Source organism: Micromonospora antibiotica (assembly GCF_017599305.1).
Taxonomy (GTDB): domain Bacteria; phylum Actinomycetota; class Actinomycetes; order Mycobacteriales; family Micromonosporaceae; genus Micromonospora; species Micromonospora antibiotica.
This window is the reverse complement of sequence record NZ_JAGFWR010000003.1, coordinates 254,179-280,919: the sequence shown is the minus strand read 5'-3', so window position 1 is coordinate 280,919 and position 26,741 is coordinate 254,179. Positions and strand designations below refer to the sequence as shown.

Sequence of the window (26,741 nt, the reverse complement as noted above, 5' to 3'; positions counted from 1 at the left end):
ACCAGCGGGGGTCCGACCGCGCGGACCCCCGCTGGTGTCGGCCTCAGCCGGTGGGCAGGGTCGCCCAGCCCCGGTTGAAGGTCAGGCTGTCGTCGTCCGGCCGGTAGTTGCGCTCGATGTTGCCGGCGGCGTCCACCGAGAACCAGTGCACCTTGGTGCCGGCCGGGACGGTCAGCGTCTCGCCCCCCTCCCGGATGCCCGCCGAGGCGTACAGGGTGGAGTCGAACGTCGGCCGGGAGCCGTCGAGGGTGTAGAACACCGCCGCCGGCTCGCTGGTGTCGAACCGGACGCTGACCGAGCCCTCGGTGGCGCTCGGCGTGACCGCCAGGGTGCTGGTCGGGCGCTTCTTGTCCTTGTCGAAGTCCCGGGCCACCCGCAGCAGCTCGACCAGGCCGTTGCTGAACTCCATGGTCTCCTGGTGCGCCTCGTCCCAGGTGGGCTGGAAGCTGGTGCCCACCTCGAAGTTCCAGGCGTAGATGCCGTACTTGTACCAGAGCATGTCGCCGGAGTTGCCCGCCGCCGAGTACAGCACGTCGGAGATCGGGCCGGTGCGGGCCGGGGTGACCGCCATGTTGCGGTGCCGCTTGATCGCGGTGAGGATGCGCGACGACGCGCCCCAGAAGAACGACTCGTCGGCCAGCGTCGGCCGGGGCGCGGAGATCCGACCCGGGGTGGCGTACGCGCCCGGCGACCACATGAAGTAGTTGCCGGAGGAGTGCAGGTTCATCGAGAACTTCATGTTGGGCCGCTGGGCCAGCCAGTCGACGTTGCGGTTCTCCGGCTCGGACAGCTCACTCGGTCCCGCGTAGGTGTCACCGGTGCAGCTCGCCGATGCCCCCGAGTAGCCGTCGAAGAGACTGTACTCGGTGTAGTTGCGGTTGTTGTCCACCCCCCACGAGTTGCGGGCCAGCGCGTCGGTGGCACCGCCCGGGGCACAGTGGTTGGTCATGTTGCGCCGCTGCGAGGCGTAGTCGTAGAACGAGTAGTGCCCGCCGTCCGGGTTGATCGACGGCACGATCCAGATGTCCAGGGTGCGCAGCAGCTGCTTGGTGTTCTCGTCGGTGGCGTGGTTGCGCAGCAGCCGCTCGGCGGTCTCGATGGTCACCAGCGGCGGCACCCACTCGCGGGCGTGTTCCTGCGCGTAGGCCAGCACGCCGGTGCGGGAGCCGTCGCGGTACTTGCCGATCCGGATCGCGTACACCGGGTGCGGGTCGCGGGACACCCCGGCCGGGGCCTTCAGGTTGTCCGTCAGCGGCGTCGACGCGACCGGCGTGACCACCCCGGCACCGGCGTCCCCCCGGTAGGTGTACGCCGTGACCAGCGCACCCGCCTCGGCGGTCAGCGCCGCGGCGACCTGGGCGGCGGTGCTGGTCACCGTGCCGGCGGCGTCGGTGGCCAGGCTGACCCGGATGGCCTTGCCGGTCACCGTGACCGCCAGCGGGCTGTCGGCCGCGCCCGGGTTGGCCAGCTCGACGGTGATGTCGTTGCCGCCCTCGTGCCCCCAGGCGAGCGAGTCGACCGCGACCCGGGTGGCGTTGGTCCCGCCGAGCACCACCTGCGCCTTACGCCGGTACCCGTTGGTCTGGTAGGGCAGCTTCACCACCTCGGCGAGCTGCGGGTAGGCGTCGGCCAGCCGCTTGATCCGGTCGTACAGCTCCGTCGGGGTGAGGTAGCTGGTGACGAAGTCCTTCTGGTAGCCGGGGCCCTCCGGGCTGTCGGCCGGGATGGGCAGCCACTCCTTCACCTCGGCGACCGCCACGTCCCCGGTGGGGCTGGTGATCTGGATGCGCTGCGGCCGGGCGGTGACGGCGGCGGCGCCCCGGTGATAGAGGTAGACCCCGGCGTCGACGAACCGGGAGATGTTCTGGGTGCCGCCGGAGCCGATCTCGGTGCCGGGGCCGCTGTCGCGGGCCACGGTCAGTGTGCTGGTGGAGGTCTGACCCTGGGCCCACTTCGCCTCAACCGAAAGCACCTGGTTGGTGCCGGAGGTGTAGTAGTCGGCCCGGATGATCTTCACGTCGGAGGTGGCGGCGCTGCGCTGCAGGGTCGCCGTGTACGCCCGGTTCTCGGCCTGGTGGGCGGCGATCGTCGCGTCCCGCTCGCTGACCCGCTGCGCGGAGTCGGCCGCGTCGTGCAGCACGGCACCGACCCGGTAGCCCCTCCGCTTGAGCGCGGCGACCTCGGTCGGGGTGACCACGGCGTGCACCACGATGCCCTGCGCGGTCTGGGTGACATGGTGGTCGAGGTCGACCCCGGTGGCGACCAGCTCGTCCAGCGCGGCGGTGCCGTCGACCACCACCTCCACCACGTCGGCCTGCTCGTCGGCGGAGCGTTCGAGCCCGATCGGGGCGTCGGCCTCCCGGTCGGGCGGGGCGGCGGTGCCGGCGGTCGCCGGGCCGGCGAGCAGCAGTAACGCCACGCCGGCAGCCGTGGCGGCGGGTAGCCGCCGCCAGCGGCGGGGCAGTGCGGAACGAGACATCTCGGGCCACCTTTCCTGGGGGTGCACGACGGGCCGACGGCGCGCGGCAGCGCCCGCCGTCGGGCGGGGTACGAAACGGGGAGGTCGGACGCCGACAGTCGGGCGACGGTGGGCGGCCGGTCATGACGTCGACCCGCCGCAGGACGGGGGACACGGGGTGTCTCCCGGACGCGCGGCGGCGACGGACCGGCGCCGATCCGGTCTGCGTGACGGGCGGGGGGGCGTACCTGGTTACGGTCGGTCCTGGGGGCATTGCCGATCGGTGCGCCCATCCTGGCCGTACCCGCTCGGATCTGTCAATGATCTGTCCGGCCGGACACGGGCTGTCACAGTGCGGCGGTGCGGGTGTCCTGTCCCGACGGTCGCCGGGCGGCCGGCACGGTCAGGACGGGGTGCGGTAGTGGCCGGTGAGCCGGCCCAGCTTCATCGCCAGGTGCAGGCACAACCGTTCGTTGCCGTCCTTGAGGTCGGTGTCGGCGAGCTGCTCGACGCGTTGCAGCCGGTAGTAGAGGGTGGTCCGGTGCAGCCGCAGCTTCTCGGCCGTGGCGTGGGCGTTGCCGGCCAGGTCGAGGTAGGCCTCCAGGGTCTCCAGCAGCACCTGGTGGGCGTCGTCGCGCAGCAGCCGCTCCAACCCGGGGTGCACCCCGGCGACGTCGAGGTGCCGCGCGTCCAGCTGCGACAACACCCGGTAGATGCCCAGGCCGGCCCAGGAGACCACCCGGCCGAGCGCCGGCAGTTGGACACCGACCCGGGCCGCCTGCACCGCCTCCCGGTACGACTGCACCGCGTCGGCCAGCCCCGGGCGGGACTGACCGATGCCGGTCACCGTGCGCTCCACCGAGGACAGCCCCCGGGTCGCCTGCCCCAGCGCCTCGTCGAGGTGCCCGGCGGCGACCTCCGGGGTGGGCCGGCCGGCGATCCGACCACCGCAGATCAGCAGCACCCCGTGGTCGGGCCAGACCATGTGCAGCGACTCGCGTACGCCGAGCCACCGGCGGGTCGCCACCAGTGCCTGTTCCAGCGCGATCCGGGCCATCTCGTCGGGGTGCCGCCCGGTGACGGGGGCGAGTTGGGCCACCACCGCCGTGGTCGTGCCGTCACCGGCGACCGTACCCTCCTCCAGCAGGGCACGCACGGCGTGCGCACGGGCCTGCGCGCTCTCCACCAGCAGGGTCCGGGTGGCCTCGGACTCCCGCTGCGAGGCCAGCTCACCGAGCAGGTTCTCCCGGTAGAGGGCCAGCGACAGGTCGGTGAAGGCACCGGTCGCGGTGGCGATGTCCGCGTCGGTCATCGACCCGTCGTCGTCGATGAACCAGACGAAACCGAGCAGCAGGTCGTCGTGCCAGATCGGCACGCAGACCCGGGGGAGCAGGTCGAGGGCCACGTCGGCGGGGGTACGCACCGGCTCGCGGGCGGTGAGCACACCCATCCGGCGGAACCAGGCGATCACCTCCGGGGTGGTCTGCCGGCGCAGGATCGACATCCGGCGTACCTCGTCCATCGGCCCGTCGTGTTCGCTGTAGACGACCACCCGCTGCCGCCGGTCCTCGATGAGGGCGGGACGCCCCACCCGGGCGGCGACGGCGTCGACTATGCGCTGAAGCTCACCGTGCATGGATCTCCCCTGGTTGGCTGCGCGGCAGGGGGTGCGACAGCCGGTGCCCTACCCTGTGCGGCCGGTGGGCCTGTGCGCAAGGTCCACCGCGGATATACCGACAAAAGGACGGCCCCCACGGCGACTGTTCCGGCAATTGTCCGAAGAGCCACGACGATCGACGATCGTAGGGTTCCACCTGCGGTGGGCAGCGGGCCGCCGGCGCGTAGGAGGGAACGCCCGAGTGACAGCTGGTAGGCCCTGGCGGGGGGTGCTGGTCGCCATCACCACGCCGTTGCGTGACGACCTCGGCGTCGACTTCGACCGGCTCCAGGAGCACGTGCGGTGGCTCGCCGAGGCGGGCTGCCACGGGGTGACGCCGTGTGCGTCGGTGGGGGAGTACCGGGCGCTGTCCGACGACGAGCGGGCCGACGTGGTACGGGCGACGGTGCAGGCCGCGCCACCCGGCTGCGCGGTGCTGCCCGGCGTCGGCGGGTACGGCAGCCGGCAGTCCCGCCGCTGGGCGGAGCAGGCCGCCGCCGTCGGGGCCGCCGGGGTGCTCGCCCCACCCCCGGACGGCTACCCCGCAGGCGACGCCGACGTGGTCGCCCACTACCGGGAGGTGACCGCCGTCGGCCTGCCGGTGGTGGCCCACAACGACCCGTACGACACCCGGGTCGACCTGAGGCCGGAGCTGCTCGCCCGGGTCGCCGAGACCGACGGGATCGTCGCGGTCGAGGAGTTCTCCGGTGACGTGCGGCGGGTGCACCGGATCAGGGACCTCTGCCCGCACGTGGACGTGCTGGCCGGCGCGGACGACGTGCTGCTCGAACTGGTGCTGTGCGGGGCCCGGGGCTGGGTCTCCGGCCTGTCCAACGCGCTGCCCCGGCAGGCCCTGCGGCTCTACGACCTCTGTGTCGCCGGGGATCTGGCCCGGGCGTTGCCGCTCTACGCCGAGCTGCACCCGGCATTCGGTTGGGGCTCCCGGCCGGAGGCGGTGCAGGCCATCAAGCTGGCGATGGACTGCGCCGGACGGTTCGGCGGCCGGTGCCGCCCGCCGCGCGGTCCGCTGCCGCCGCCGGCCGTCGCCCGGCTGCGCCGGGACCTGGTCCGGGCCCTGTCGGTCACCGTCGATCCGGTCGTCGACGGTCGTCCCCGGTGAACCACCCCGGCCGGCGGGGCCGGTCGACGGGCGGGCCGGGCGGGTGGACCGGACGGGTCGGGGAGGCCCCGGCGGAGGCTGGTGGCCCGCCGTGACCCGACGCGGGTCCTTCAGGTGTCGGAAGCGGCCGGTCCACCTGCCGACATCTGCACGGTGACCGGCCCCGGCCCGTCCTCCTAGATTCGCTGCGCGGCCCAGTGACAGGTGCCCCGGCAGCCACCCCCCGCCGACACCGGACCGGACGCCGTGTCCCTCCCGACGAGAGGTGAACCTGTGCACCGTGTTACCCGCAACAAACCCCGACTGAGGCGTTCCGTGCTGGCTGCGGTCCTGGCCGGCACGCTGGTGGTGACCGGCGCGGCGCAGGCTGCCGCGGCCCCGGCCAATCCGGCCGGCGGCACCGCGCCGTTCCAGGTCCTCGACCCGCAGGCCTGGCAGAACCCCGACACCATGACCTGGGACGACTACCAGGCGGTGCCGGGTAAGAACTGGGCCGACCCGAGCGTGCGGGGCACGATCCGCAACTTCAAGATCGCCCTGGTCGCGCTCGACTATCCGGACCAGACGTTCGCGGTGTCCCAACGGGCCCGCTCGACGGTCTTCGGCAACCCCCAGTCGGTCGCGGCCAACATCCCCCGCGCCGACGTGCCGAAGTTCTACCAGGACTTCCTCAACACCCCGAACACCCTGAACAAGGGGCACACCCTGCACGAGTACTGGATGCAGGACTCCAACGGGCGCTACGGCGTGGACCTGGCCGGGTTCGGGCCGTACCAGCTGCCGGCGAAGTCCTACCAGTACGGGCTGGACAACAGCTTCAACCCCGGCGCCTGCCCGGGCGGGGAGGCCTGCAACAAGAACATCCGCACCGACGGGCTGGGCGCCTGGCGGGCGGCGGTCGGTGACGAGGTCGCCAACCAGTACGAGCTGGTCTTCATCCTCAGCGCCGGGCAGGACGAGTCGTCCACCTGGCAGGAGTTCGGGCAGATGATCTTCCAGAACAAGGAGGACGTGCCGGACTCCTGGGGCCCGCCGGACCCCAACCTGCCGAACTGGGCCAAGACCCGCTACGTCGAGTGGACGTCCTGGAAGGCGGCGGCGACCCTGTGGCCCAACGCCGGGTCCGGCTCGTCCACCCAGGGGGAGAGCTCCGGCATGGGGGTGTACGCCCACGAGCTGACCCACCTGCTCGGCATCGGCGACAACTACAACAACCCGTACGGCGAGCCGTTACGCCGGGCGTACACCGGCATCTGGAGCATGATGTCGCGGGGCTCGTTCAACGGCCCCGGTGGCCCGCACACCCGCTGGCAGATCCCGCCGACCAACGGTGGCTCGATGGGGTCGTTGCACACGGTGCGGGACAAGCTCAAGATCGGCCTGCTCGGTGAGGAGCACGTGCTGCGGCTGTCCCGGGAGGCGCTGGCCTCGTCCGGAATGGTCACCGCCCAGGTGACCGCCCGCGCGGTCGACGCCGGCCCGAAGGGGCTGACCGGCGTGAACATCGCCCTGAACAAGGACCTCTCGCCGGCCTGCACGGTCGCCACGAACCCGCTGTGCGACGGCGGCAGCTTCAACAACTACACCGTCGAGGTCGTCGACCGGATGGGCGCGGACTCGTTCACCCCGGACCGGGGCGTGCTGCTGAGCAAGACCAAGAACGCCGACAGCGCGCCGTTCCAGTGGGTGGTGGACGCCAACCCGCAGGACATCGACATGATCGACTTCTACCGGCCGGACGGCACCCCGCAGAAGATCACCATGGGTGACTACCGGCAGCTCTCCGACGCGCTGTTCCACGCCGGGGCGGACACCGGCAGTCAGTACGAGTACGTCGACGAGGCCAACCGGCTGCACTTCTACGTCATCGACCTCAAGCGGGACGCCGCCGGCTCGCTGTCGTACACGGTGGCGGTGCGGTCGCTGGACGGCACCGGGGGGCCGAGCAGCCACGGCGTGACGCTGGGCAAGGGTGAGGTGACCAGCACCGGCAAGCCGACGAACCGGGGTGTGACCTGCTCGTTCGAGCTGACCAACACCGGTGCGTACTCGGCCGGTGGGCAGCAGCACCCGGAGGACGTGACCGCGTACCTCAAGTCGGACGTCTACCGGCTCTCGGCCGAGGTGGCCGGCAAGGGCTGGCGGACCTGGCTGCCCAACCCGCTGGCCACGGCCCAGTTCGGCAAGTCCACCACCGTCCGGGTGTCGGTGGGGGCCACCGCCGCCGCCGCGGACACCGGTTTCGTCAAGCTCACCGCGACCTCGGAGAGCGACCCGTCGAAGACCGTGACGAAGCAGTGCCGGGTGGAGAAGTCCTGACCGGGATCGATCGTCGCGTCGGGTCCGGGACGGCACACGCCGCCCCGGACCCGACGCACGGGTGGGAGGAGACGACGTGCGGCTGTCCACGGGTGCCCGGCGCGGCACCGGCGCGCTGCTGACCCTGCTGTCGGCCGGGGTGACGCTGCTGGCCGGGGCGACCGGCTGTGCCGGCACCGACGGCGGACCGGAGGCGGTCAGCCCGATCACCGTCCGGGTCCTGGTTCGTGACATCAACATCCGGGCCGAGGGTGTGGACTGCGCCGGCACCGGGCCGTACCTCTACTTCCACCACCGGGCGCCGTTCCGGGTGCTCGACCCCGACGGGGCGGCCCTGGTCACCGGGACCCTGCCGGCGGGCACGGCGGTGGCCGCGTTCGCCGAGGACCTCGAGGTGGAACGGGTGCCGACCTACTGCGAGTTCGCGGTGCCGGTGCAGGTGCCGCAGCGGGCCGGGTACCGGCTGGAGGTGGCCGGCCGGCCCGCGCTGGAGCTGACCCCGGACAGCAGCGAGGGGCCGGCGCTGGTGGCGGTGGTGCCGGCATGAGGCGGCTGCTCGCGGCGCTGCTGGCGGTGCTGCTGCTGGCCGGCTGCTCCGCGGGGCCGACCGCGGAGACCGCGCCGGTGCTCGCCGGGGGCGCGTCCACGTTGCCCGGTCCGGTCCCCGCCGACCTGGCGTTGCGCCCGCCCCCCGGCACCGCCCCGGCCGCCCCCGCGTTCACCGGTGCGCTCACCGACGGCACCCCGCTCACCGCCGCCGGGCTGTGGGCGGACCGGCCGGTGGTGTTCACCTTCTTCAGTTCCTGGTGCACCACCTGCGTCGCCCGGCAGGACGCGCTGAGCGAGCTGGCCCGCCGCCACCGGGACCGGGTGGTCTTCGTCGGGGTGGCCGGCGCGGACCAGGCCGACGAGTTGCAGGACTACCTGCGTACGCACCGGGTGGAGTACCCGGTCGTGGTCGACGAGCAGCAGACCGTCTGGCGGTCGTACGCGGTGCGGGAGCCACCGGCCGTCGTCCTGGTCGCCAAGGGGGGTGCGTTGCTGCGGGGCTGGCCGGGCGGGTTGGACGCGGCGGCGCTGGAGCAGCGGATCGGGGAGCTGGTGCTGGCCGGTTCCGGATAGCGGGCCGGGTCACCCGCTCGGGGGAGCGGCACGCCGGCCGGTGCCGCAGCGGTCCGCGGCGACGCGTCGGGCACGGTGTCGATTCGATGGTGGGGTCGACACCGTGCCCCGCGCCGTGTCCGCCTGCCCGCCTCCGGGACGCCGCCGCTGTTCGCGCTGGTGGGGGTCGGGGAATCGACCAGGGAGTCGGGTCTGGGCGGCCGTTCGGGCAGGGTCTCCGACCATCGAGAACTTTTGTTTAGGCGAGCAAAAGTTTCTCCGTTCGAGGTCTATCTTTAGCCGTCAGCCACCGTTAGTGTCCGGTTCACGGACGTAACACGGCTGACATCCCCCCTTGATCGACCAGTCATCCACCGGGCCACGCGTATTCGGCGGCGCAGGTCCTTACCGACCCTCCCAGCAGGACTCGCACGTCTCCGTGGCCGCAGGGCCACCCTCGAAAGGTGGAAATTGTGAACGAGGAACAACGCCGTTTGGCCGCCGACCCGCAGTACCGTGCCCAGGTCACCCGTCGTCGGCTGCTCGCCGCGTCGGCCGGCGCCGCCGCCGTCCTCGGCGCGGCCGGACTGCCGGTGCTCCAGACCAAGGGCCCGGCCCGCGCGGACGGCAAGTGGCGGGTCGACCCGCTCATCCCGACGCAGAACCGCGGCATCATCCTCTACAGCGTCCGGGACCGGATCTCCGCCGCCCCCGACGACAGCGGCGTGCCCTACGGCTTCGAGCGGGTGCTCGCCAGCCTGGCCGAGATGGGCTACAAGGAGATCGAGTTCGCCGGCTACAACCAGCACACCTCGATCCTGGGCCGGCAGATCACCCCGACCGAGATCCGCAAGATCCTGGACGACAACGGCCTCGTCGCCAACGGCACCCACACGTCGATCAACGCGGCCACCTTCCAGCAGCAGCTCGACATCGCCGAGGAACTCGGCATGAAGAACATCGGCACCGGCAGCGACCCGACCAACAGCGCCTACCAGGCCGACTGGGACGCCGCCGCCGACCTGTGGAACGAGCTGGGCCGGCAGGCCAAGGAACGCAAGATGCGTCTCTACACCCACAACCACGACGTGGCCTACTCGTTCCTGCTCGACAGCGGCCCGCTGGACGCCAACGGCAAGCCGACCCGCTCCTCCGGCGTGCGCCGGCTGGAGTACTTCTTCGCCAAGACCGACCCGAAGTACGTCTACTTCGAGTGCGACATCTACTGGGCGTACGTGGCCCGGTTCAAGCACACCAAGTACACCAACTCGGCCGGCCAGCAGAAGACCTCGCTGTTCGACCCGATCCTCAACGTGGCCCGGCGTACCAAGCGGTTCCCGCTGTTCCACGCCAAGGACGGCAACCGCAACAGCACGCTGGCCAACGGCTACGAGATGATCCCGCTCGGTGAGGGCGACATCAACTTCCAGCAGTTCTTCGAGACCATCGGCGAGTCCGAGTTCCACCACGCCAACTGGGAGATGGACACCGCCCCCGGCGGTGCCGCCAACCCGGGCCAGTCGCTGGACTTCGCCCGGCTCAGCTACGCCAACATGGCCGACCTGACCATCTACCGCAACGACTGACCGCCCCGACGGCCGGTTACCGGCCGCAGCTGGGCACCGACCGGCGGTTCGCACCACCGTCGGCGGCTCCCGGGTGGCGGTCGCGTCCCCTGACGCGACCGCCACCGCCCGGACGCCGTCGCCTGCCGACCGCCACGCCCCGACCCCGCCCCGGCAGACCCGGGCAGGATGTCGGCACGGTCCCCGGGCGGTACGCCCCCGCAGGCCCCGCCCGCCACCACGTCACCTCTTCCGACCCGTACCCCGGGCCGCGATGCCCCGTGCCCGCAGCACGGGCCGTGCCCCCGGACCGTGCGGCGGCTCACCGGTCGGCGAACCATCCCGGGGCAGGGACGGCGTCGTCCCGCCCCACCGGAGAGCCAGGCGCAGCACCACGACACCCCGGGTGGCCCCGGCACCCGCCCGGAGCAGGTAGCACATCGTCCCCCACCGGAGGAACCAGATGGCAAGATCGGTACACCGATGGCTCGCCGCGATCGCAGGGGTCGGGATCGTCGTCCCGCTCGCCGCGACCGCCCCGGCGTTGGCCCAGCCGGCCCAGGACCAGACCAGCGTCCTGGTGTTCACCAAGACCGACGGTGAGCGTCACCCGTCGATCGACAAGGGCGTCAACGCGATCCGCACCCTGGGCAACGGCAACGGCTTCACCGTCGACGTCACCCAGAACGCGACCGCCTTCTCCGACGACAACCTGGCCAGCTACGGCGCGGTCGTCTTCCTCAACACCACGGGCGACGTGCTCAACGGCGGCCAGGAGGCGGCCTTCGAGCGCTACATCCGCAACGGTGGTGGCTACCTCGGCGTGCACGCCGCGGTCGAGGCCGAACCATCGTGGACGTTCTACCGCGACATCGTCGGCACCACCGTGGCCGGTACGGCGTCGAGCGGGTCGGCGACCATCGACGTGGCCGACCGGGCGCACCCGGCGAGCAAGCCGCTCGCCCGGCAGCTCACCCTCAACGACCAGTGGTACAACTTCACCACCAACGTCCGGGGCACCGCCCACGTGCTGGCCACTGTGGACGAGAAGTCCTTCACCGGCGGCACCATGGGCTTCGACCACCCGATCTCCTGGTGCAAGGACTTCCAGGGCGGCCGGTCGTTCTACACCGGACTCGGCGACTCCGCCGACACGTACGCCAACGGGGCGTTCCGCAAGCACCTGCTCGGCGCGATCCAGTGGTCGGCCGGCATGGTCCAGGGCGACTGCGGTGCGACGGTCAAGGCCAACTACGAGAAGGTCATCCTCAACGACGAGCCGGGCGAGCCGATGACCCTGTCGGTGCTGCCCGACGGTCGGGTGCTGCACAACACCCGGGCCGGCGAGATCCGGCTGTACGACCCGAAGACCGGCGCGAGCCCGGTCATCACCACCCTCCCGGTGTACCAGCACGACGAGGACGGCCTCCAGTCGGTCACCGTCGGCCCGGACTTCGCCACCGACAAGTGGGTCTACGTCTACTACGCGCCGAAGCTCGACACCCCCATCACCGACGCGCCGGTGACCAGCACCGACCCGAGCGCGTGGGACGCCTACAAGGGGCACAACCAGCTCTCCCGGTTCAAGTGGGTGGAGGAGCCGACCCCGCACCTGGACCTGGCCAGCGAGCAGAAGATCATAAAGGTCGACACCGACCGGGGTGTCTGCTGCCACGTCGCCGGTGAGATCAAGTTCGACGGCAAGGGGCTGCTCTACCTGGTCACCGGCGACGACACCAACGCCGGTGGCTCGGACGGCTTCACCCCGATCAACGAGTCGCCGACCCAGGGGCCGGGCTACGACGCGCAGCGTTCCGCCGGCAACACCAACGACCTGCGGGGCAAGGTGCTGCGGATCAAGGTGAAGGCGGACGGGTCGTACAGCGTCCCGGCCGGCAACCTCTTCCCCGAGGCCGAGGACCGCGACGACAAGACCCGCCCGGAGATCTTCCTGATGGGCCTGCGCAACCCGTTCCGCTTCGACGTGGACTCGCGGGGCTTCGTCTACATCGGTGACTACTCGCCGGACTCGCAGGTGCCGAACGCGGCCCGGGGGCCGGAGGGCACCGGGCGGTGGATCGCCGCCAACAAGGCAGGCAACTACGGCTGGCCGTACTGCTACTCGCCGACCCTGCCGTACATCGACTACGACTTCGTCACCAAGCAGTCCAAGGGCGCGTTCAACTGCGCCGCGCCGGTGAACGACTCGCCGCGCAACACCGGCCGTCGGGTCCTCCCGCCGGTGCAGGACCCGCAGCTCAACTACACCTTCCGGGCCACCACCACCTGCGCCGAGGCGTACCTGAGCACCCCGCCGGGCACCTGTGAGTTCCAGTGGCCGGTGCTCGGCACCGGGGGCGTCGGCCCGATGGGCGGCCCGGTCTACAAGTACGACGCCGCGCTGGCCTCCGAGACCAAGTTCCCGGAGTACTACAACGACGCGGTGGTCTTCGGGGAGTTCACCCGGGACAAGATCTACATGATGCGCACCAACGGCAGCGGCAAGCTGGTCGGGGTGGAGCAGTTCCTGCCGGGCTTCGTCTTCGACAACCCGATGGACATGGAGTTCGGCCCGGACGGCAGCCTTTACCTGCTGGAGTACGGCGACGGCTTCTTCCGGGCCAACCCGGACGCCGCGCTGTCGGTGATCCGCTACGCCAAGGGCACCCGGGCGCCGGTGGCCGAACTGAAGGCCAGCCCGACCTCGGGTGCGGCGCCGCTGACCGTGCAGTTCTCCGCCGAGGGCTCCTACGACGCGGACCCGGGCGAGACCATCACCTACGCCTGGGACTTCGACGGCAACGGCAGCACCGACTCGACCCAGCGGGACGCGTCGCACACCTACACCACCGTCGGGGTGTTCACCGCCAAGCTGACGGTCACCGACACCAGCGGCAAGACGGCGGTGCTCACCCGCGAGATCACCGTGGGCAACACCGCGCCCACCGTGAAGGTCACCTCGCCGCTGTCCGGCACGTTCTTCAACTGGGGTGACACCGTGCCGTGGACGGTCACCGTGACCGACCCCGAGGACGGCCCGATCGACTGCAGCCGGGTCACGGTCTCGTTCGTGCTCGGCCACGACACCCACGGCCACGGCATGAGCGACGCCAACGGCTGCTCCGGCTCGTTCGAGACCCCGGCCGACGGCGCCGACCACGCCGGTGGCTACCTGTACGGCGCGATCAGCGCCACCTACACCGACAAGGGCGCCAACGGCCAGCCGGCGCTGTCCTCGCTCGACCAGATCGTCCTGCAGACCTTCCGGCAGCAGGCCGAGTTCGCCCAGGTCCAGCAGGGCGTCACCCTGGCCAACACCACCGACGCCGGTGGCGGCCAGCACGTGGCCGGCATCGACAACGGTGACCACATCGCGCTCGACCCGATCAACCTGGGCGGGATCGACAAGATCACCTTCCGGTACGCCGGTGGCTCCACGGCCACCGTCGGAACCCCGCGCGGCATCGTCGAGCTGCGGCTCGACTCGCCGACCGGTGCGCTGGTGACCAGCGCGACGCTCAACGCGACCACCGGCACCAGCGCCTGGGCCAGCCAGACCTTCCCGGTCAGCCAGGCCGCCGGCACCCACGCGCTCTACCTGGTCTTCAAGCCCGTCTCCGGCGGACCCACGACCAGCCTGTTCAACCTCAACTGGGTGGAGTTCGGCGGCCCGACCTCCTGACGTCACCCTCCGGTCGCCGGGAGGACGGAGACTCCGTCCTCCCGGCGTCTTATCGGTGCCGGGTGGTCACCGGCGGTCGACCGGCCGGACACCGGTGGTGTCCGACCTGGCCGGACACCGGTGGTGTCCGGCCAGGTCTGACTGACCGGCCAGTGGCCGGCCGATCGTCGATGATCTAGCGTCCCGTGCGCCGGGGACAGCGCCACCAACCCGGTGAGGAGCAGAAACGAGGGGGGACAGTGCCGTTGCGTGACGAAGCCGCCGATCGGGGAGAGCAACTCCGCTCCGACCGTTCGGGGCCGACCGTGACCTGCCCGCCGGGCTGGCGTCCGCTGCGGGTGGCGATGATCGGCCAGAAGGGCGTGCCGGCCACCTACGGGGGGATCGAACGGCACGTGGAGGAGATGGCCAGTCGGCTGGCCGGGCTCGGCCACGAGATCACCGTCTACTGCCGGGACAGCTACGGCGCGGTGGAGACGACCCGGCACCGGGGCATCCGGTTGCGGCGGGCCCGCACCGTGCCCAGCAAGCACCTCGACGCCATCGTGCACTCGGCCACCTCGACCCTGGCGGCGCTGACCGAGCGCCCCGACATCGTGCACTACCACGGTCTCGGCCCGGTGCTGACCGCGCCGCTGGCCCGCTACGCCTCCCGGGCCCGGGTGGTGCTCACCGTGCACGGGCTGGACAACCAGCGCGACAAGTGGGGCCGGGCGGCGCGGGCGGTGCTCGGCACCGCGTACCGGCTCAGCGGACACCTGCCGGACGCCCGGGTGACCGTGTCGCAGGGGCTGGCGGCGCACTACACCAGCAGGTTCGGCCGGCCGGCCCGCTACATCCCCAACGGGGTGGCCACCCCCACCCACCGGCCGCCCCGGGAGCTGTCCCGGTTCGGCCTGCGCCCCGGTGGCTACCTGCTGCTGGTTGGTCGGCTCGTCCCGGAGAAGGCCGCCGACCTGCTCGTCCGGGCGTTCCGGCGGCTGCCGACCGACCTGCGGCTGGCCATCGTCGGCGGTTCGTCCTTCACCGACGAGTACGTCGCCGGGCTGCGGCAGGCCGCCGGTGACGACCCGCGCATCGTGTTCACCGACTTCGTCTACGGCGACGTGCTCGCCGAGCTGTACTCGCACGCGGCGGCCTTCGTGCAGCCGTCCCGCCTGGAGGGGCTGCCGCTGACCCTGCTGGAGGCGGCCTCGTACGGGTTGCCGGTGGTGGCCAGCGACATCGAACCCCACCGTGAGGTGTTGGCCCACGACGGCCCGGGGCACCGGCTGTTCCGTGACGGCGACGCCGACGACCTGCTGCGGGCGTTGGCCACGGTGACCGCCGACGTACCGGCCGAACGGGCCGGTGCCGCGCTGCTGCGCGACCGGGTCATGGCCGAGTACAGCTGGGACGCGGCAGCCCGCGAGCTGGAAAAACTCTACTTCTCGCTGGCCCTGCGCGCCCCCCGCCCCGAGGAACCGGACGTTGGGTCGCCCACGGCCGACGTAACGGCCCATGTCCCCCGATCGCGTCGCCCGTTAGATTAGGCCGTTCTCCCGGCCGTCGGCGGCGACCGGCAACAGTTCCCTGGAAACGAGTGGTCGGCGAGCGGTGGACGGACAGCGACACGGCACGGAGGGCGACCTCGGCCTGCCCGGTGGGCGACCCCGCGGGTGGTCCGCCGGTGACCGGACCACCCGCCTGCTGACCGGCGGCGCGGCGCTGCTCTGCGCCGTGGTGGCGGTCGGCGCCGGGCTGGCCGTGACCGGGGGCGGCCGGATCGCCGCCGTGCTGCCCCTGGTGATCCTCGCCGGGCTGGCCGTCGGCGCGCTCGCGCTGACCCGCTTCTCGGCGTACGTGCTGCTGATGCTGGCGGTCCGGTCCTGCGTCGACCTGTTCAAGCTCAGCGGCCCGACGGCCGGCCGGGCCGACGGTGCCGGGGCGACCCGCACGATGGACCCCTCGACGATCCTGGCGGTGCTGTTCCTGCTCGCCGCCGGCCTCTGGCTCGCCGCCCAACTGCGGCAGCACGGCCGGCTGCGCGGCTCCCCGCTCGGCGTGGCGATGCTGCTGGTCGGGGCCACCTGCCTGGTCAGCGCCGCCGGTGCCGCGCAGCCGGTGCCCAGCGCCCTGGAGGCGCTGCGGATCGGCACCGTGGTGGTGATGTTCGTCGTCCTGGAACAGCTCATGCCGGATCTGCCGGCGGTCCGCCGGGTGCTGCTCGCCGCGTACGTCTCGTTGGCGCTGGCGGTCGGTTACACCGCCGTGCTGTCCCTGCTCGGCCACCCGCCGGCCGAGGTCAAGGGGGACTTCACCCGGATCAGCGGCCCGTTCAGCCAGTCCACCACGTTCGGCCGCTACCTGATGTTCATGGTGATCTTCGGGTTCGGCATCCACCGCTACCTGAGCCGCCGGCTGCGCCTCGGCCTCGGCGTGCTGCTCGCCGCGTCGCTGCTGTTCCTGCTGCTCACCAACACCCGCAGCGCCATCCTGGGTGCGGGGCTGGGCCTGCTGGTGGTCGCGGTGCTGCACCGCAGCCGGCGGATGCTGGTGGCGCTCTGCCTGGTCACGGTGGCCGGGGTGGCCCTGCTGCCGAGCGTGGCGCACCGCTTCGGGCAACTCGCCGACAGCAGCGCCGTGGGCGGCGGCCCGACCGGCAACACCCTCGCCTGGCGGGTCGGCTACTGGTCGGAGATCGTGTCGCTGGCCAACCGCAACCCGGTCACCGGGATCGGCCCCAACATGACGAAGTTCGAGGCCGACGAGGCGAAGAAGCCGCACAACGACTTCCTGCGCGCGTACGTGGAGACCGGGCTGGCCGGGCTGCTGGCGTACCTGGCGATGATGGCGCTGTGCCTGCACACCGGGCTCAACGCGCTGCGCCGGGCCCCACCGGGCACGCTCGGCCGGGGCATCGCGATCGGCTTCCTGGGCTGCGCGGTCGCCTTCGTCGCGGTCAGCGCCGCGTCCAACGTGATCTCGAACGTGGTCACCCTGTGGTATTTCGCGGCGTTCGCCGCGGCAGCCGGCGCGGTCGCCCGCGGGCTACCGGACGACCTGGCCCGGCCGGCGACGCCCCGACCGGTGACGACCGGCCGGACCAACCGATGAAGGATCAAGCAGTGGGGAGCACCAGGGTGGAGATCGTCGACTATCTGCGGGTCGCGCGGCGTCGACTCTGGCTGCTGGTGGGCATTCCGCTGGTCGCCGGGGCGGCAGCCGCGTCGATCGTCCTGCTCGGCCCGCAGCAGTACGCCGCCACCTCCTACGTCGCCGCGCCCGCGCTGGTCGGCGGTAGCGCCGCCCAGCAGTACACCGGCACCCAGGCCGCCAACCAGTTCGCGGCGGCCTTCGCCGCGGCGGTCACCTCCCCGCAGGTGGTCGACCAGGTGGCCGCCGACACCGGGGTCCCCGCAGACGCGCTGCGCGACGGCCTGGCGGTCAAGCAGGTCGGCGCGAGCAGCCAGCTCACCGTGACCTACACCGCCGACGACCGGTCCACGGTCGCCCCGGTGCTCACCGCCACCGGCAAGCGTGCCCTGGCGTTCCTGTTCACCAGCCAGGTCAACATCGCCACCGACGAGGTGAAGGCGGCCACCGACGAGCTGACCGGCGCCACCCGGGCGATCAACGACTGGGAGAAGACCAACAAGGTCAGCCAGCCGGACAAGCTCTACCAGTCGACGCTGCAGGAGATCGCCAGCCTGCGGCAGCAGCAGTTGCAGATGCAGGCGGTCGGCAACAGCCGGGGCGCCGACGCCGCCGCCGACTCGATCAGCGCCGGGCAGAAGCGGCTCGACGAACTCGGCCCGAAGCTGCCCGACTACCAGGCGTTGATCGCCCAGCGGGACAGCGCCACCAGTGCGCTGGCCTCGGCCCGGCAGGGCCTGCAACAGGCCCGCGCCCAGTCCCAGGCGGCCGACCCCGACAAGGTGACCAGCGTCGGCGAGGCGCAGCCGGTGTCCCGGATGAAGGCGCTGGTCGCACTGGTGCTGCCAGTGTCCGGTGCCGGCCTGCTGCTGGCCGTGCTGCTGGTGGCGGTGCTGGAGTGGCTGGCGCGCAGCCGTCGGGCCGGACGACCGGCGGCCGTCGGCCGGGCCACCCCGGCCCCGACCGGTGGGCGGCGCAGCAGTGACGACACGGTGGTGCTGCCGGCGGTGACGGCGACCGTGCCCGAGCAGCACTCCCGCCGCCGGTAGGCCGGGGTGACCGAAGCGTCCACCCGGGGCGACCAGCACGTGCGGGGGATGGCCCGGGGTGGCGGTCTCAACCTGCTCGGTGCCCTGCTCAGCCAGGCGGCGGTCTTCCTGGTCATGCTGCTGCTGGCCCGGGTGCTGGGCATCCGGGAGGTCGGCCGGTACGCCCAGTGCTACGCGGTGCTGTCGCTGGCCGGGCTGCTGTCGCTGTCCGGGTTCCGGGCCGGGCTGACCCGGTTCGTGGCGGTGCACCTGGCCGACGACGACGCCCCGGCACTGCGTGGCACCGTCCGGTTGGGGCTGGCCGTCTCCGCCGGCTCGTCGGTCGTCCTCGCCGGGGCCCTGGCCTGGGGGGCACCGTGGCTCGCCAACCGGCTCCACGACCCGGGACTGGTCACCGGCCTACGACTGGTCGCGCTGACCCTGCCCGCGTCGACGATCTGTGAGGCGGCGCTGGCGGCGACCCGGGGCTGGCGCACCCAGCGGCCGTACACCTTCATCGGTCAGCTCTACGAGCCGGGCACCCGGCTGCTGCTCACCGTGCTCGCCCTGGTCACCGGGGCCGGGTTGACCGGGGCGTTCTGGGCGCTGGTGGTGGCCGGCTGGTCGGCCGCCCTGCTCGCCCTGCTGGCGCTGGCCCGGCTGGTGCGCCGGGTGCCGCCGGCCCGCCCGGTGCACCGGCCGGGGGAGCTGTTCCGCTTCTCCACGGTCAGTTGGGTGTCGTCGCTGTCGTCGACCGGGCTGATCTGGGTCGACACCCTGCTGCTCGGCTTCTTCGCCAACCCGGAGATCGGCGTCTACAACGTCGCGACCCGGCTGGTCACCGTGGCCATCTTCGTCCTCGCGCCGGTCAACGCGGCGTTCGGCCCGTACCTGGCGCACCTCTACCACCGGGGGGACCTCGACGACGTCCGCCGGGTCTACGCGGTGGCCACCGGCTGGGTGGTGCGGCTGTCGCTGCCGGCGTTCGTGGCGCTGCTGGTCCTCCCCGGTGACCTGCTGCGCGTCTTCGGCGGCGAGGTCGCCACCGGTGCGGCGGTGACCGTGATCCTCGCCCTCGGCCAGCTCGTCAACGCGGCCACCGGCCCGTGCGGCACGGTGTTGAACATGTCCGGCCGGGTGGCGCTCAACATGGCCGACAACCTGGTCGCCCTGGTGCTCAACGTGCTGCTCAACCTGTGGCTCATCCCCGCGTACGGGATCGTCGGCGCGGCGGCGGCGTGGAGCGCCTCGCTGATCGTGGTCAACATCGCCCGGGTGGTGCAGGTCCGCCACCTGACCGGCGCGTTGCCGTTCACCGTCGGGATGGCCAAGGGGCTCGCCGCCGGGGCCGCCGCGCTGGCCGCCGGGCTGCTGGTGCGTTGGCTGGTGCCGGGCTGGCCGTGGCGGCCGGTCGCCGGGCTGACCGCGATCGTCGCCGTCTACCTGGGGACGGTGCTGGCGCTGGGGCTCAGCCGGGAGGATCTGATGGTGCTGCGCACCCTGGCCCGCCGCCGTCGCGGCGTCCCGCCCGACACCGCCGCCGGGGACGTCCCGGGCGGCGTCCCGTCCGACGACAGTCCGCCCCCCTCCGGGGTGGGCGGGGGTGGCCGGGACACCTCCGGCCGGGCGGTGTCGCGGTGAGCGCGGGGCCGCGCCGGGTCGCCGTGGACCGGCTCCGTCGGGTGGTACGCGGCACCCGCGCCTGGGCGCGGGCGGCGCGGCCCGGCCGGGTCGGCGCACTGCCCGACTTCCTGATCATCGGCGGGCAGCGGTGCGGCACCACCTCGCTGCACCACTACCTCGCCGCGCATCCCGACGTGCGGGCCGCCACCGGCAAGGAACTCCAGTTCTTCAGCCTGCACTTCGGGCGGGGGACCCGCTGGTACCGGGCGCACTTCCCGCCGGCCGCCCCGGGCCGGCGCAGCTTCGAGGCCAGCCCCTACTACCTGTTCCACCCCAGCGTGCCGGCCCGGGTGGCGGCGACGCTGCCCGAAGCCCGGTTCGTGGCGCTGCTACGCGACCCGGTCGAGCGGGCCTACTCGCACTACCTGCACACCCGCTCGTACGGGCTGGAGCCGTTGGGCTTCGCCGAGGCGCTGGCCGCCGAGTCAGGGCGGCTGGCCGGGGCGCTGGCCGACGGGCCGGACACCCCGGCGGCGCACCACGCGTTGCGTAACTTCTCCTACGCCGCCCGGGGCCGCTACGCCGAACAGCTCGACCGTTGGTACGCCCACCTGCCCGCCGACCGGCTGCACGTGATCCGCAGCGAGGACCTGTACGCCGACCCGGCCACCACCTACGCGGGGGTGCTGCGCTTCCTCGGGCTGGCCCCGTTCACCCCGGCGGAGTTCGCCCGGCACACCCGCCGGGCGGACACCGGCCCGTCCCAGCTCACCCCGGCGTTACGGGCCGAGCTGGCCGCCGGGTTCGCCCCGCACAACGCCCGCCTCGCCGACCTGCTCGGCTGGCCCCGTACCTGGTGAGCGAGCGGGCCACGCCCCGTCAACTGCCCGTAGCGGCGTGACGGGGCGTGGCCCGCGTTGGCAGAGTCAGGATCGAGTCGACGTCCGGTTACCCGAGTCGGTGGCCTATGGTCCGCTGGCTGGACAGCCGGTAGGCAAGATCCGTGGCCGTTTGCTCCCGCCGCCAGGTGCCCCAGATCCGGTGGTGGGCGGTCACCTCGGCGCGTACGTCGGCCGAGGCGTCGTCGCGAGCCTTGGTGCAGTAGGCGACATTGACGAGCCGGGACTCGTCGTTGATCCGGCGGGCTTCCGCCAGCCCCAGGAGGGCGATCCCGGTGACCGCGAGTGCCCTGATCTGATCGGTGGACAGGTCCGCAGTATCCGAAGGAAGGCCTGCGGCATGGATGGCGACGGCCAGTTCGCCGTTGGACAGGGCAGCCAACAGGATGGCCTCGTCGAGCATCACGGACAGACTCGCGTCCGGATGGGGTGCCAGGGCAGCCAGCGGCCCGGCGATCGAGGGCGTCGAGGTGCTGTCTGATCCGGACGGATCAGAGCGAACGATAGGCTGCACGGGCATCGTCGTTCCTTTCGCAGAGGGTCGATGCGTCTGGCCTCGACGGGCCGCAATCCCGTCGAGGCCTTCTTGCGCTCCGGCACCCCTTGTGGACAGGAGGAAACAGAGCGGGCATCACCACGGTATGCAAGGGCACTTACAGGGGTCAAGGCCTCTAACGATGGGTTAGGCTTCGTGTCGTGTCGCCTGACAAGACCGGTGAGCTGGAGAGGCCCGTGGAGATCAGCCATTCCGGAGTAGTGGAGATCCGTGACCCGGGGGCGAGAGCGCGCAAAGCCAGCGAGCTTATCGATGAGCACCAGGCAGCGGTCAACGAGCTGTCCAGGCTGCGCCGTGCGGCGCTGGACGAGATGGTGTCGCAGGGCATGACCCAGACGCAGATCGCCGGAGTCGTCGGGATGACCCGCGCCCGGGTGAGTCAGCTCCTGTCCTCGGGCCCGCGCCCGGAGCGGGCGATGCTCGGCACCGGCGAGCTGACCATCGCCGTAGGCGGCAAGTTCGAGGCTGGCAAACAGGATCCGTACGCTGTGGTGTCAGCGGAGATGCTCGCCGCGTACGAGAAACTGTCCGTTCTTGCCCGGCGTCTTGGTCTGACGTCCGAGTACAAGGTGATCCCGCCGCCCGGCATGGTCGACCTCAACCGCGCCAACCTCATCGTGATCGGCAGCCCCCGAATACTGCCGTTCGTGGGTCAGGTGGTCGCCGCCGACACCAGGTTCGGATTCTGCGCGGACGACGACGGCCACTACCTGGTGAACCACCAGACCGGCGAGGCGTTTCGCTCGCCGTCAGACTCGGGTGAACCGGTCGACTACGGCTACCTCGGTCGACTTCCCCGACCTGATGGGCGCGGCACGTTCCTGTATCTCGCCGGCATTCACGCGATGGGCACCCTCGGTGTCGCCCGATACCTGCACGACCACCTCGACGAGTTGTACCGCGAGGTGAAGAACCGGCGCTTCTCCCTCCTGGTTGCCTGCACCTACGACCCGCGAAAGCGGACGATCGAGAAGGTTGAGGCCCTGACGTCGATCCACCGGGGCGAAGGGGGGTCGTGATGCGCGTTTGCACCGCGTCGGAAGCGGGTGACCCGATGGTGCCCAACGAGGACTGGGCTGTTGCCGGAGAGCGCCTCATCCTCGTGCTCGACGGGGCCACCGCCCGTACCGGCACCGGCTGCGAACACGGCGTCGCCTGGTACGCCGCGAAGCTCGGCTCAGCGCTCGCCGGCCTCGCTGTGGATCGGGACACCCCGCTGGCCGACGCCCTGGCCCAAGGCATCCGCAGCGTCGCCGAGCAGCATCGGCACTCGTGCGACCTCGACCATCCGGGCACCCCGTCCGCCGCGATCGCAGTGCTGCGGCCCCGCGACGGCTCGCTGGAGTTCCTGGTGCTCGGTGACGTGACGGTCGTCATCGACACCGCCGACGGCATCCGGGTCGTCACAGACGACCGGGTGGACGGGACGGCGCGTGCCGAACGGGAGGAGGTGAACCGTCACCCGTTCGGCACAGTGGCGAAGCAGGCCGCGCTGTTGCGGATGAAGCATGCCGAACTGGCTGCCCGGAACCGGCCGGGGGGCTACTGGGTGGCCGCCGCCGACCCGACCGCCGCCAGCTATGCGATCACCGGCGACGTGCCGCTCGACAACGTACGGCGGGTGGCCGTGCTGACCGACGGCGCTGCCCGGCCGGTGGCCCTGTTCGACCTGTTGACCTGGGCCGACGTCCTCGATGTTCTCGACCGGGAAGGCCCGGTGGCACTGATTCGCCGGGTGCGCGCCAGCGAGGCCGCGGATCCGGCGTGCCTGCGTTGGCCGCGCAACAAGTGCAGCGACGACGCCACCGCCGTCTACGCCTGCACCGGCTGACTGCTCGGCTGGCCCCGTACCTGGTGAGCGAGCGGGCCACGCCCCGTCGCCGGGGTGAACGCCGCTGCGCCAACGTGCGGGACCATGAACAGATGGCGATTAGGTAGACGACACGCCGAGGACAGTGCGCAAAATCGCACTGTGATCATGGGAGTCCACCGGACTCACCCGCGCCCGCCGCACACCGCCCGCCCCCCGAGAGCACCGGCCGGGGCCCCACCGCACCTACCATCGGACCGGGTGCGGTGGGGAGCCGGTCAGCGGATCGGGGCGAGGACGCTGGCCGGGTCACCCTGCGCCCGCACCAGCACCGGGCTCGGGCCGATCGGCAGCGCACCGGTGCGGGCGGTCGGGTCGGCACCGACCGGCCCCCCGGTCACCCCGCCCGTGGCCGGCAACGACACGGTGCCGTTGGAGGTCGACCAGACCACCAGGGTGCTCTCCTTGCCCCGCCGGAACGCCACCCCGGTCAGGCCCTTGCCGTTCACCGGCTCGACGGTCGCGTCCCGGGCCGCCGCCGCCAGGGCGGCCATCATCGCGCCGGCCTGCCGTTGGGTGCCGTCCGGGTCGAGCAGCCCGTAGCGGACCTCCGCACCGGCCCGGTTGTTCGGGTTGTACGCCAGCGGCAACCAGAGCACCTCGTGGATGCCCCCGGCGACCAGCATGCTGACCACCTTGACCATCTCGTCGCCCCGGGCCGCGGCGTCGTCGTCGCCGTCCTTCCAGAACTGGCCGACCTCCCACGCCTGCACGGGGACACCGGACGGCGTCTCGGCCCGCAGGTAGTCCAGCAGCGCCGGCACCCCGGAGAAGTGCTCGTAGAAGTGCAGTTGCCGGACGTCGACCACCCGGTCGTCGAGCAGTTTCTCGGTGACCGCGAGGTAGGCCAGGTTGCGGGAGTTCTGCGCGTTGTCCAACGCCGTGCGCAACGCCGTCGGGTCGTTCACCGCCGGGATCAGCCGCCCCCGGGTGCCGATCCGCCGCTGGAAGTACGCCTGGTACGCGGCGACGGCCTGGTCGGGTTGCCCGGCGCGCAGCAACCGGTCGGCGACCCCCATCCCGTACGCGACGCTGCTCATGCCCGAGTCGACCACCTTGGCCTTCGGGTCGGCCGACCGGATCGCCTCGGCGGCGGCGGTGACCAGCCGGCGGTAGTCCTCCGGGCTGCCCGCCCAGTACTGCTGCGCGTTGACCTCGTTCTCGATGGCGTACTCGCCGACGCCGTACGGGGCGTACCGCTGCACCAGCGTGCGGACGAAGTTCTGGTAGGCGGCGAGGTCCGTCGGCATCGCCGACTCGGTCTTGTTGGCCTGGCCCCGGGTGAACTTCGCCGTCCCGCCGGTCGCCCAGCACACCCCGGTACGGATCTTCAGGTGCAGGGTGATGCCGAGCTTGCGGCTGCGTTCGGCGATCTGGTCCACCGCCGCGAAGTCCGGGCTGCCCTGCGTCTTCTCGATGTCACACCAGCTGAGCTCGTGGTACGTCGTCGAGCCGGTGAGCTTCTCCAGGTAGGGCACGAACTGGTCGTGCCGGGAGAAGTCCCAGTGCGCGCCGAACGGGTTGCGGACCGGCGCACCGGCCGGCAGCGGCGTACCGCTGGCACCGGCCGACGGCCCGGTCACCGAGGGGGCGGGCCGGGGTGCAGGAGCGGGATCGTCCGAACAGGCCGCCCCGGCGACCAGGGCGAACAGCAGCGCACCGGCGATCAGCATCCGCCGCCCGGCCCGGCGGTGTGCCGACGACCCGGCCCGGCCGGTCGCCGGTGGTCCGGCCGCCCGCCGCCCCGGCGACCCGTCCCGGCGGTTCACCGGTAGCCCAGTTCGCGCAGGGTGGCGCCGGAGAAGACCCGGACCAGCACCCGCAGGAAGGGGTCCAGCTCCCGGCGGTAGGTGCCGACCCGGGAACCGTAGATCGGGGCGTCGGTGCCGGCGGCGGCCCGCCGTCGCTCCGCCTCGGCGGTGTACTTGCCCGCCACGTCGTGCTGCTTGCCGTCGTAGTCGAGCACGCCAGCCTCCCAGGGTTCGCCGAGGAACTCGAACAGGCCACGCATGGCCTTCTCCGGGTCGGTGACCGTCTCCTCGTAGCGCAGTTCGTGGTAGCGGTCGGCCGGCAGCCGGGCCCCGGCGGCGCGGGCGATCCGGATGTAGCGCGGCCACTTCACCACGCACTTGACCGCCGACCAGTAGCCGAACCGTTTGCGGTGCGACACCACCACGTCCCGGCCGTCCCGCACGACGTGCACGAACTGCGCGTCGGGGAAGACCTCGGCCAGGAAGTCGATGGAGAGCGCGTACAGCGGGGTCTTGTCGGCCCAGCGGGTCTTGCCCCGGGAGCGGGCGTAGTCGGCCTGGATGCCGCCGAAGAAGTCGGCGATGCGGCCCAGCCAGTAATCGCGGGGGAACCCGAAGCGGGACAGCCGCTCCCAGTCCCGCCCGACGATGCGTTGCATGTCGGCCAGGAACCGGGTCTCCGGGCCGCAGCTGACCCGGGAGTGCGAGTCGAGCACCAGCCGCAGCATCGTGGTGCCGGACCGTTGGCACCCGACCAGGAAGATCGGCCCCTGCGGCCGCCCCGCCCCGGCTGCCGCGTCCGGCGCGGGCCGGGCCTGCGGGCCCGGTGCGGGGTCGGCCGTCCGTGCGGGCCGGGCCTGCGGGTCCGGTGCGGTGTGCGGGGCCGGGTCGGTGGGGTCAGCCATGCTCCACCGCCTCGGGTCGGCCGGCCGACGCGTCCAACCGGCCGGTCAGCTCGGTGCACAGCGCCCGTACCCGGGGGTCGATGTCCAGCCGGGGCCGCGCCGGGCTGCGGACGCCGACGTGCGCGTGCAACACCGGGTCGTACGGCAGGTCGAGGAAGGCGCACAACCGCCGGGTGTACCCGGCCGGGTCGGCGACCAGCGCGTCGTACGAGCAGAGCAGGGTGTCCGGGCGGTCGGCCAGGCCCAGCGAGAAGAACAGCGAGTTGCGGACGTACCAGAACAGGGCGGCGGCGGTGTGCGGGGTCATCCGGTCGTGGTCGAAGCCGGCGACCAGCTCCCGCGTCGACGGGTCCAGGCGTTGCCCCTGCCAGCGGTCCCCGATGGTGCCGTCGGCGATCGCCCGCAACGCCCGCAGGTTGGCGTCACCGAACTTCGCCACCTCGGAGCGGGCCCGGTCGTCGACGTCCCGGTACGCCCACAGCGCCCGCCCCGGCGCGACCCCGGACAGGTCGAGCAGCTCGTCCACCCGGTGCGTGTCGCACAGCGGCTTGACCAGCACGTACCGGTGCCGGCTGCGCCGGATGACGGCGGTCAGCACCGGGTCGGGGCGCAGCCGGAAACGGTGGAACACCACCCGGTCGTTCTCGTTGCGGACCTCCACCGACGGGTCGGCGTCCAACCCCCGGGTCAGCATGTTGGTGCCGGAGCGTTGCAGGCCCACCAGGTAGACCGGGACGGCCCGGCCGGGCGGCCCGGGATGGGTCCGTCGCCAGCGCCACTTGGCCAGGGCGGTGCGGGCCCGGTCGACCGGGTCGAGCCGGTCCTCCTCGACCAGTCGCCGGATGCCCTCGGTACGCGCCCAGCGCAGGTGCCGGCGGACCCGACGGGCGGTGTACGCCAGCGCCGAAGGTTCGTCGGGGTGGGGCACCGGGTCCTCCTCGGGCACGTCGGGCGGGGTGGGGCACACGGTACCGGCAGATCATCGCGGCTGACCACGTGGCCGTGTGGTCAGCCGGCGATGGGCCGTGTGGCTACTTGGGGATCATGAGCTGGACTCACGACACCGGTGTTG

The 26,741-nt window shown here is 72.2% G+C and carries 19 protein-coding genes; 13 read left to right on the top strand and 6 right to left on the bottom strand.

All coding sequences use genetic code 11. The annotated features are described in order from the left end of the window. Nucleotides 1–43: 43 nt before the first annotated feature. Both JQN83_RS09460 and JQN83_RS09455 read right to left on the bottom strand, forming a co-directional pair. Nucleotides 44–2,479: a M14 family metallopeptidase gene (locus tag JQN83_RS09460; RefSeq protein ID WP_208566686.1), complete on the bottom strand. Its 2,436-nt coding sequence runs from the start codon at nucleotides 2,477–2,479 to the stop codon at nucleotides 44–46. A gap of 382 nt (nucleotides 2,480–2,861) precedes the next feature. Further along, the gene (locus JQN83_RS09455) at nucleotides 2,862–4,094 is read right to left on the bottom strand and encodes a PucR family transcriptional regulator (protein ID WP_208566685.1); all 1,233 of its coding nucleotides are present in this window, start codon (nucleotides 4,092–4,094) and stop codon (nucleotides 2,862–2,864) included. Between the two features lie 223 nt (nucleotides 4,095–4,317). On the opposite strand from JQN83_RS09455, the gene JQN83_RS09450 reads away from it, so the two are divergent. The 11 genes from JQN83_RS09450 to JQN83_RS09400 all read left to right on the top strand — a co-directional run bounded on the left by JQN83_RS09450 (nucleotide 4,318) and on the right by JQN83_RS09400 (nucleotide 20,548). Continuing rightward, complete coding sequence (locus JQN83_RS09450) at nucleotides 4,318–5,235, top strand: dihydrodipicolinate synthase family protein (protein ID WP_307799125.1); 918 nt, start codon at nucleotides 4,318–4,320, stop codon at nucleotides 5,233–5,235. A gap of 315 nt (nucleotides 5,236–5,550) precedes the next feature. Further along, on the top strand, nucleotides 5,551–7,554 hold the full coding sequence (locus JQN83_RS09445; RefSeq protein WP_307799124.1) for a M6 family metalloprotease domain-containing protein: 2,004 nt from the start codon (nucleotides 5,551–5,553) through the stop codon (nucleotides 7,552–7,554). Nucleotides 7,555–7,630: 76 nt separating this feature from the next. Next, entirely contained in the window at nucleotides 7,631–8,101 is a 471-nt protein-coding gene (locus JQN83_RS09440; protein WP_208566683.1) for a hypothetical protein, read from the top strand. Next, a complete protein-coding gene (locus JQN83_RS09435) occupies nucleotides 8,098–8,676 on the top strand; it encodes a TlpA family protein disulfide reductase (RefSeq protein WP_208566682.1) in 579 nt (192 codons plus the stop codon). Before JQN83_RS09440 ends, JQN83_RS09435 begins: the two co-directional genes overlap by 4 nt. A gap of 452 nt (nucleotides 8,677–9,128) precedes the next feature. Further along, a complete protein-coding gene (locus tag JQN83_RS09430; RefSeq protein WP_307799121.1) occupies nucleotides 9,129–10,241 on the top strand; it encodes a sugar phosphate isomerase/epimerase family protein in 1,113 nt (370 codons plus the stop codon). Nucleotides 10,242–10,683: 442 nt separating this feature from the next. Continuing rightward, nucleotides 10,684–13,902, top strand: a complete 3,219-nt coding sequence (locus JQN83_RS09425; protein WP_208566681.1) for a ThuA domain-containing protein — start codon at nucleotides 10,684–10,686, stop codon at nucleotides 13,900–13,902. A gap of 245 nt (nucleotides 13,903–14,147) precedes the next feature. Then, on the top strand, nucleotides 14,148–15,434 hold the full coding sequence (locus JQN83_RS09420; RefSeq protein ID WP_208566680.1) for a glycosyltransferase family 4 protein: 1,287 nt from the start codon (nucleotides 14,148–14,150) through the stop codon (nucleotides 15,432–15,434). A gap of 64 nt (nucleotides 15,435–15,498) precedes the next feature. Then, the gene (locus JQN83_RS34075) at nucleotides 15,499–16,998 is read left to right on the top strand and encodes an O-antigen ligase family protein (protein WP_208566679.1); all 1,500 of its coding nucleotides are present in this window, start codon (nucleotides 15,499–15,501) and stop codon (nucleotides 16,996–16,998) included. Nucleotides 16,999–17,009: 11 nt separating this feature from the next. Next, nucleotides 17,010–18,086 carry a Wzz/FepE/Etk N-terminal domain-containing protein gene (locus tag JQN83_RS09410; protein ID WP_208566678.1) on the top strand — a complete coding sequence of 359 codons (1,077 nt, stop codon included), beginning with the start codon at nucleotides 17,010–17,012 and terminating at the stop codon, nucleotides 18,084–18,086. Nucleotides 18,087–18,092: 6 nt separating this feature from the next. Then, a complete protein-coding gene (locus JQN83_RS09405) occupies nucleotides 18,093–19,706 on the top strand; it encodes a flippase (RefSeq protein WP_208566677.1) in 1,614 nt (537 codons plus the stop codon). Then, nucleotides 19,703–20,548 carry a sulfotransferase family protein gene (locus tag JQN83_RS09400; protein WP_208566676.1) on the top strand — a complete coding sequence of 282 codons (846 nt, stop codon included), beginning with the start codon at nucleotides 19,703–19,705 and terminating at the stop codon, nucleotides 20,546–20,548. The genes JQN83_RS09405 and JQN83_RS09400 overlap by 4 nt, the downstream gene beginning before the upstream one ends. An 88-nt stretch (nucleotides 20,549–20,636) precedes the next feature. Here JQN83_RS09400 and JQN83_RS09395 read toward each other — a convergent pair whose 3' ends face one another. Beyond that, a complete protein-coding gene (locus tag JQN83_RS09395) occupies nucleotides 20,637–21,107 on the bottom strand; it encodes a hypothetical protein (protein ID WP_208566675.1) in 471 nt (156 codons plus the stop codon). A 176-nt stretch (nucleotides 21,108–21,283) separates the two neighbouring features. On the opposite strand from JQN83_RS09395, the gene JQN83_RS09390 reads away from it, so the two are divergent. Next, nucleotides 21,284–22,162, top strand: coding sequence for a sigma-70 family RNA polymerase sigma factor (locus JQN83_RS09390; protein WP_307799119.1), 879 nt, complete (start codon nucleotides 21,284–21,286; stop codon nucleotides 22,160–22,162). Between the two features lie 35 nt (nucleotides 22,163–22,197). Next, nucleotides 22,198–22,974 (top strand): protein phosphatase 2C domain-containing protein, encoded by a 777-nt coding sequence (locus JQN83_RS09385; protein ID WP_244252067.1) that lies wholly within the window; start codon nucleotides 22,198–22,200, stop codon nucleotides 22,972–22,974. 257 nt (nucleotides 22,975–23,231) lie between these two features. Here the strand turns inward: JQN83_RS09385 and JQN83_RS09380 are convergent, their stop codons facing one another. Genes JQN83_RS09380 through JQN83_RS09370 form a run of 3 tightly spaced genes read right to left on the bottom strand, consistent with a single transcriptional unit; the run spans nucleotide 23,232 to nucleotide 26,597 of the window. Continuing rightward, complete coding sequence (locus JQN83_RS09380) at nucleotides 23,232–24,782, bottom strand: hypothetical protein (protein ID WP_208566673.1); 1,551 nt, start codon at nucleotides 24,780–24,782, stop codon at nucleotides 23,232–23,234. Beyond that, entirely contained in the window at nucleotides 24,779–25,669 is an 891-nt protein-coding gene (locus JQN83_RS09375) for a sulfotransferase family protein (RefSeq protein WP_208566672.1), read from the bottom strand. The genes JQN83_RS09380 and JQN83_RS09375 overlap by 4 nt, the downstream gene beginning before the upstream one ends. Next, nucleotides 25,662–26,597: a sulfotransferase family protein gene (locus tag JQN83_RS09370; protein WP_208566671.1), complete on the bottom strand. Its 936-nt coding sequence runs from the start codon at nucleotides 26,595–26,597 to the stop codon at nucleotides 25,662–25,664. Before JQN83_RS09370 ends, JQN83_RS09375 begins: the two co-directional genes overlap by 8 nt. Nucleotides 26,598–26,741: the final 144 nt, after the last annotated feature.

Excerpts from the sequence above, each read along its gene's own strand:
- JQN83_RS09460 (WP_208566686.1), bottom strand. The coding sequence starts at position 2,479 with ATGTCTCGTTCCGCACTGCCCCGCCGCTGGCGGCGGCTACCCGCCGCC.
- JQN83_RS09455 (WP_208566685.1), bottom strand. The coding sequence starts at position 4,094 with ATGCACGGTGAGCTTCAGCGCATAGTCGACGCCGTCGCCGCCCGGGTG.
- JQN83_RS09435 (WP_208566682.1), top strand. The coding sequence starts at position 8,098 with ATGAGGCGGCTGCTCGCGGCGCTGCTGGCGGTGCTGCTGCTGGCCGGC.
- JQN83_RS09425 (WP_208566681.1), top strand. The coding sequence starts at position 10,684 with ATGGCAAGATCGGTACACCGATGGCTCGCCGCGATCGCAGGGGTCGGG.
- JQN83_RS09395 (WP_208566675.1), bottom strand. The coding sequence starts at position 21,107 with ATGCCCGTGCAGCCTATCGTTCGCTCTGATCCGTCCGGATCAGACAGC.
- JQN83_RS09385 (WP_244252067.1), top strand. The coding sequence starts at position 22,198 with ATGGTGCCCAACGAGGACTGGGCTGTTGCCGGAGAGCGCCTCATCCTC.
- JQN83_RS09375 (WP_208566672.1), bottom strand. The coding sequence starts at position 25,669 with ATGGCTGACCCCACCGACCCGGCCCCGCACACCGCACCGGACCCGCAG.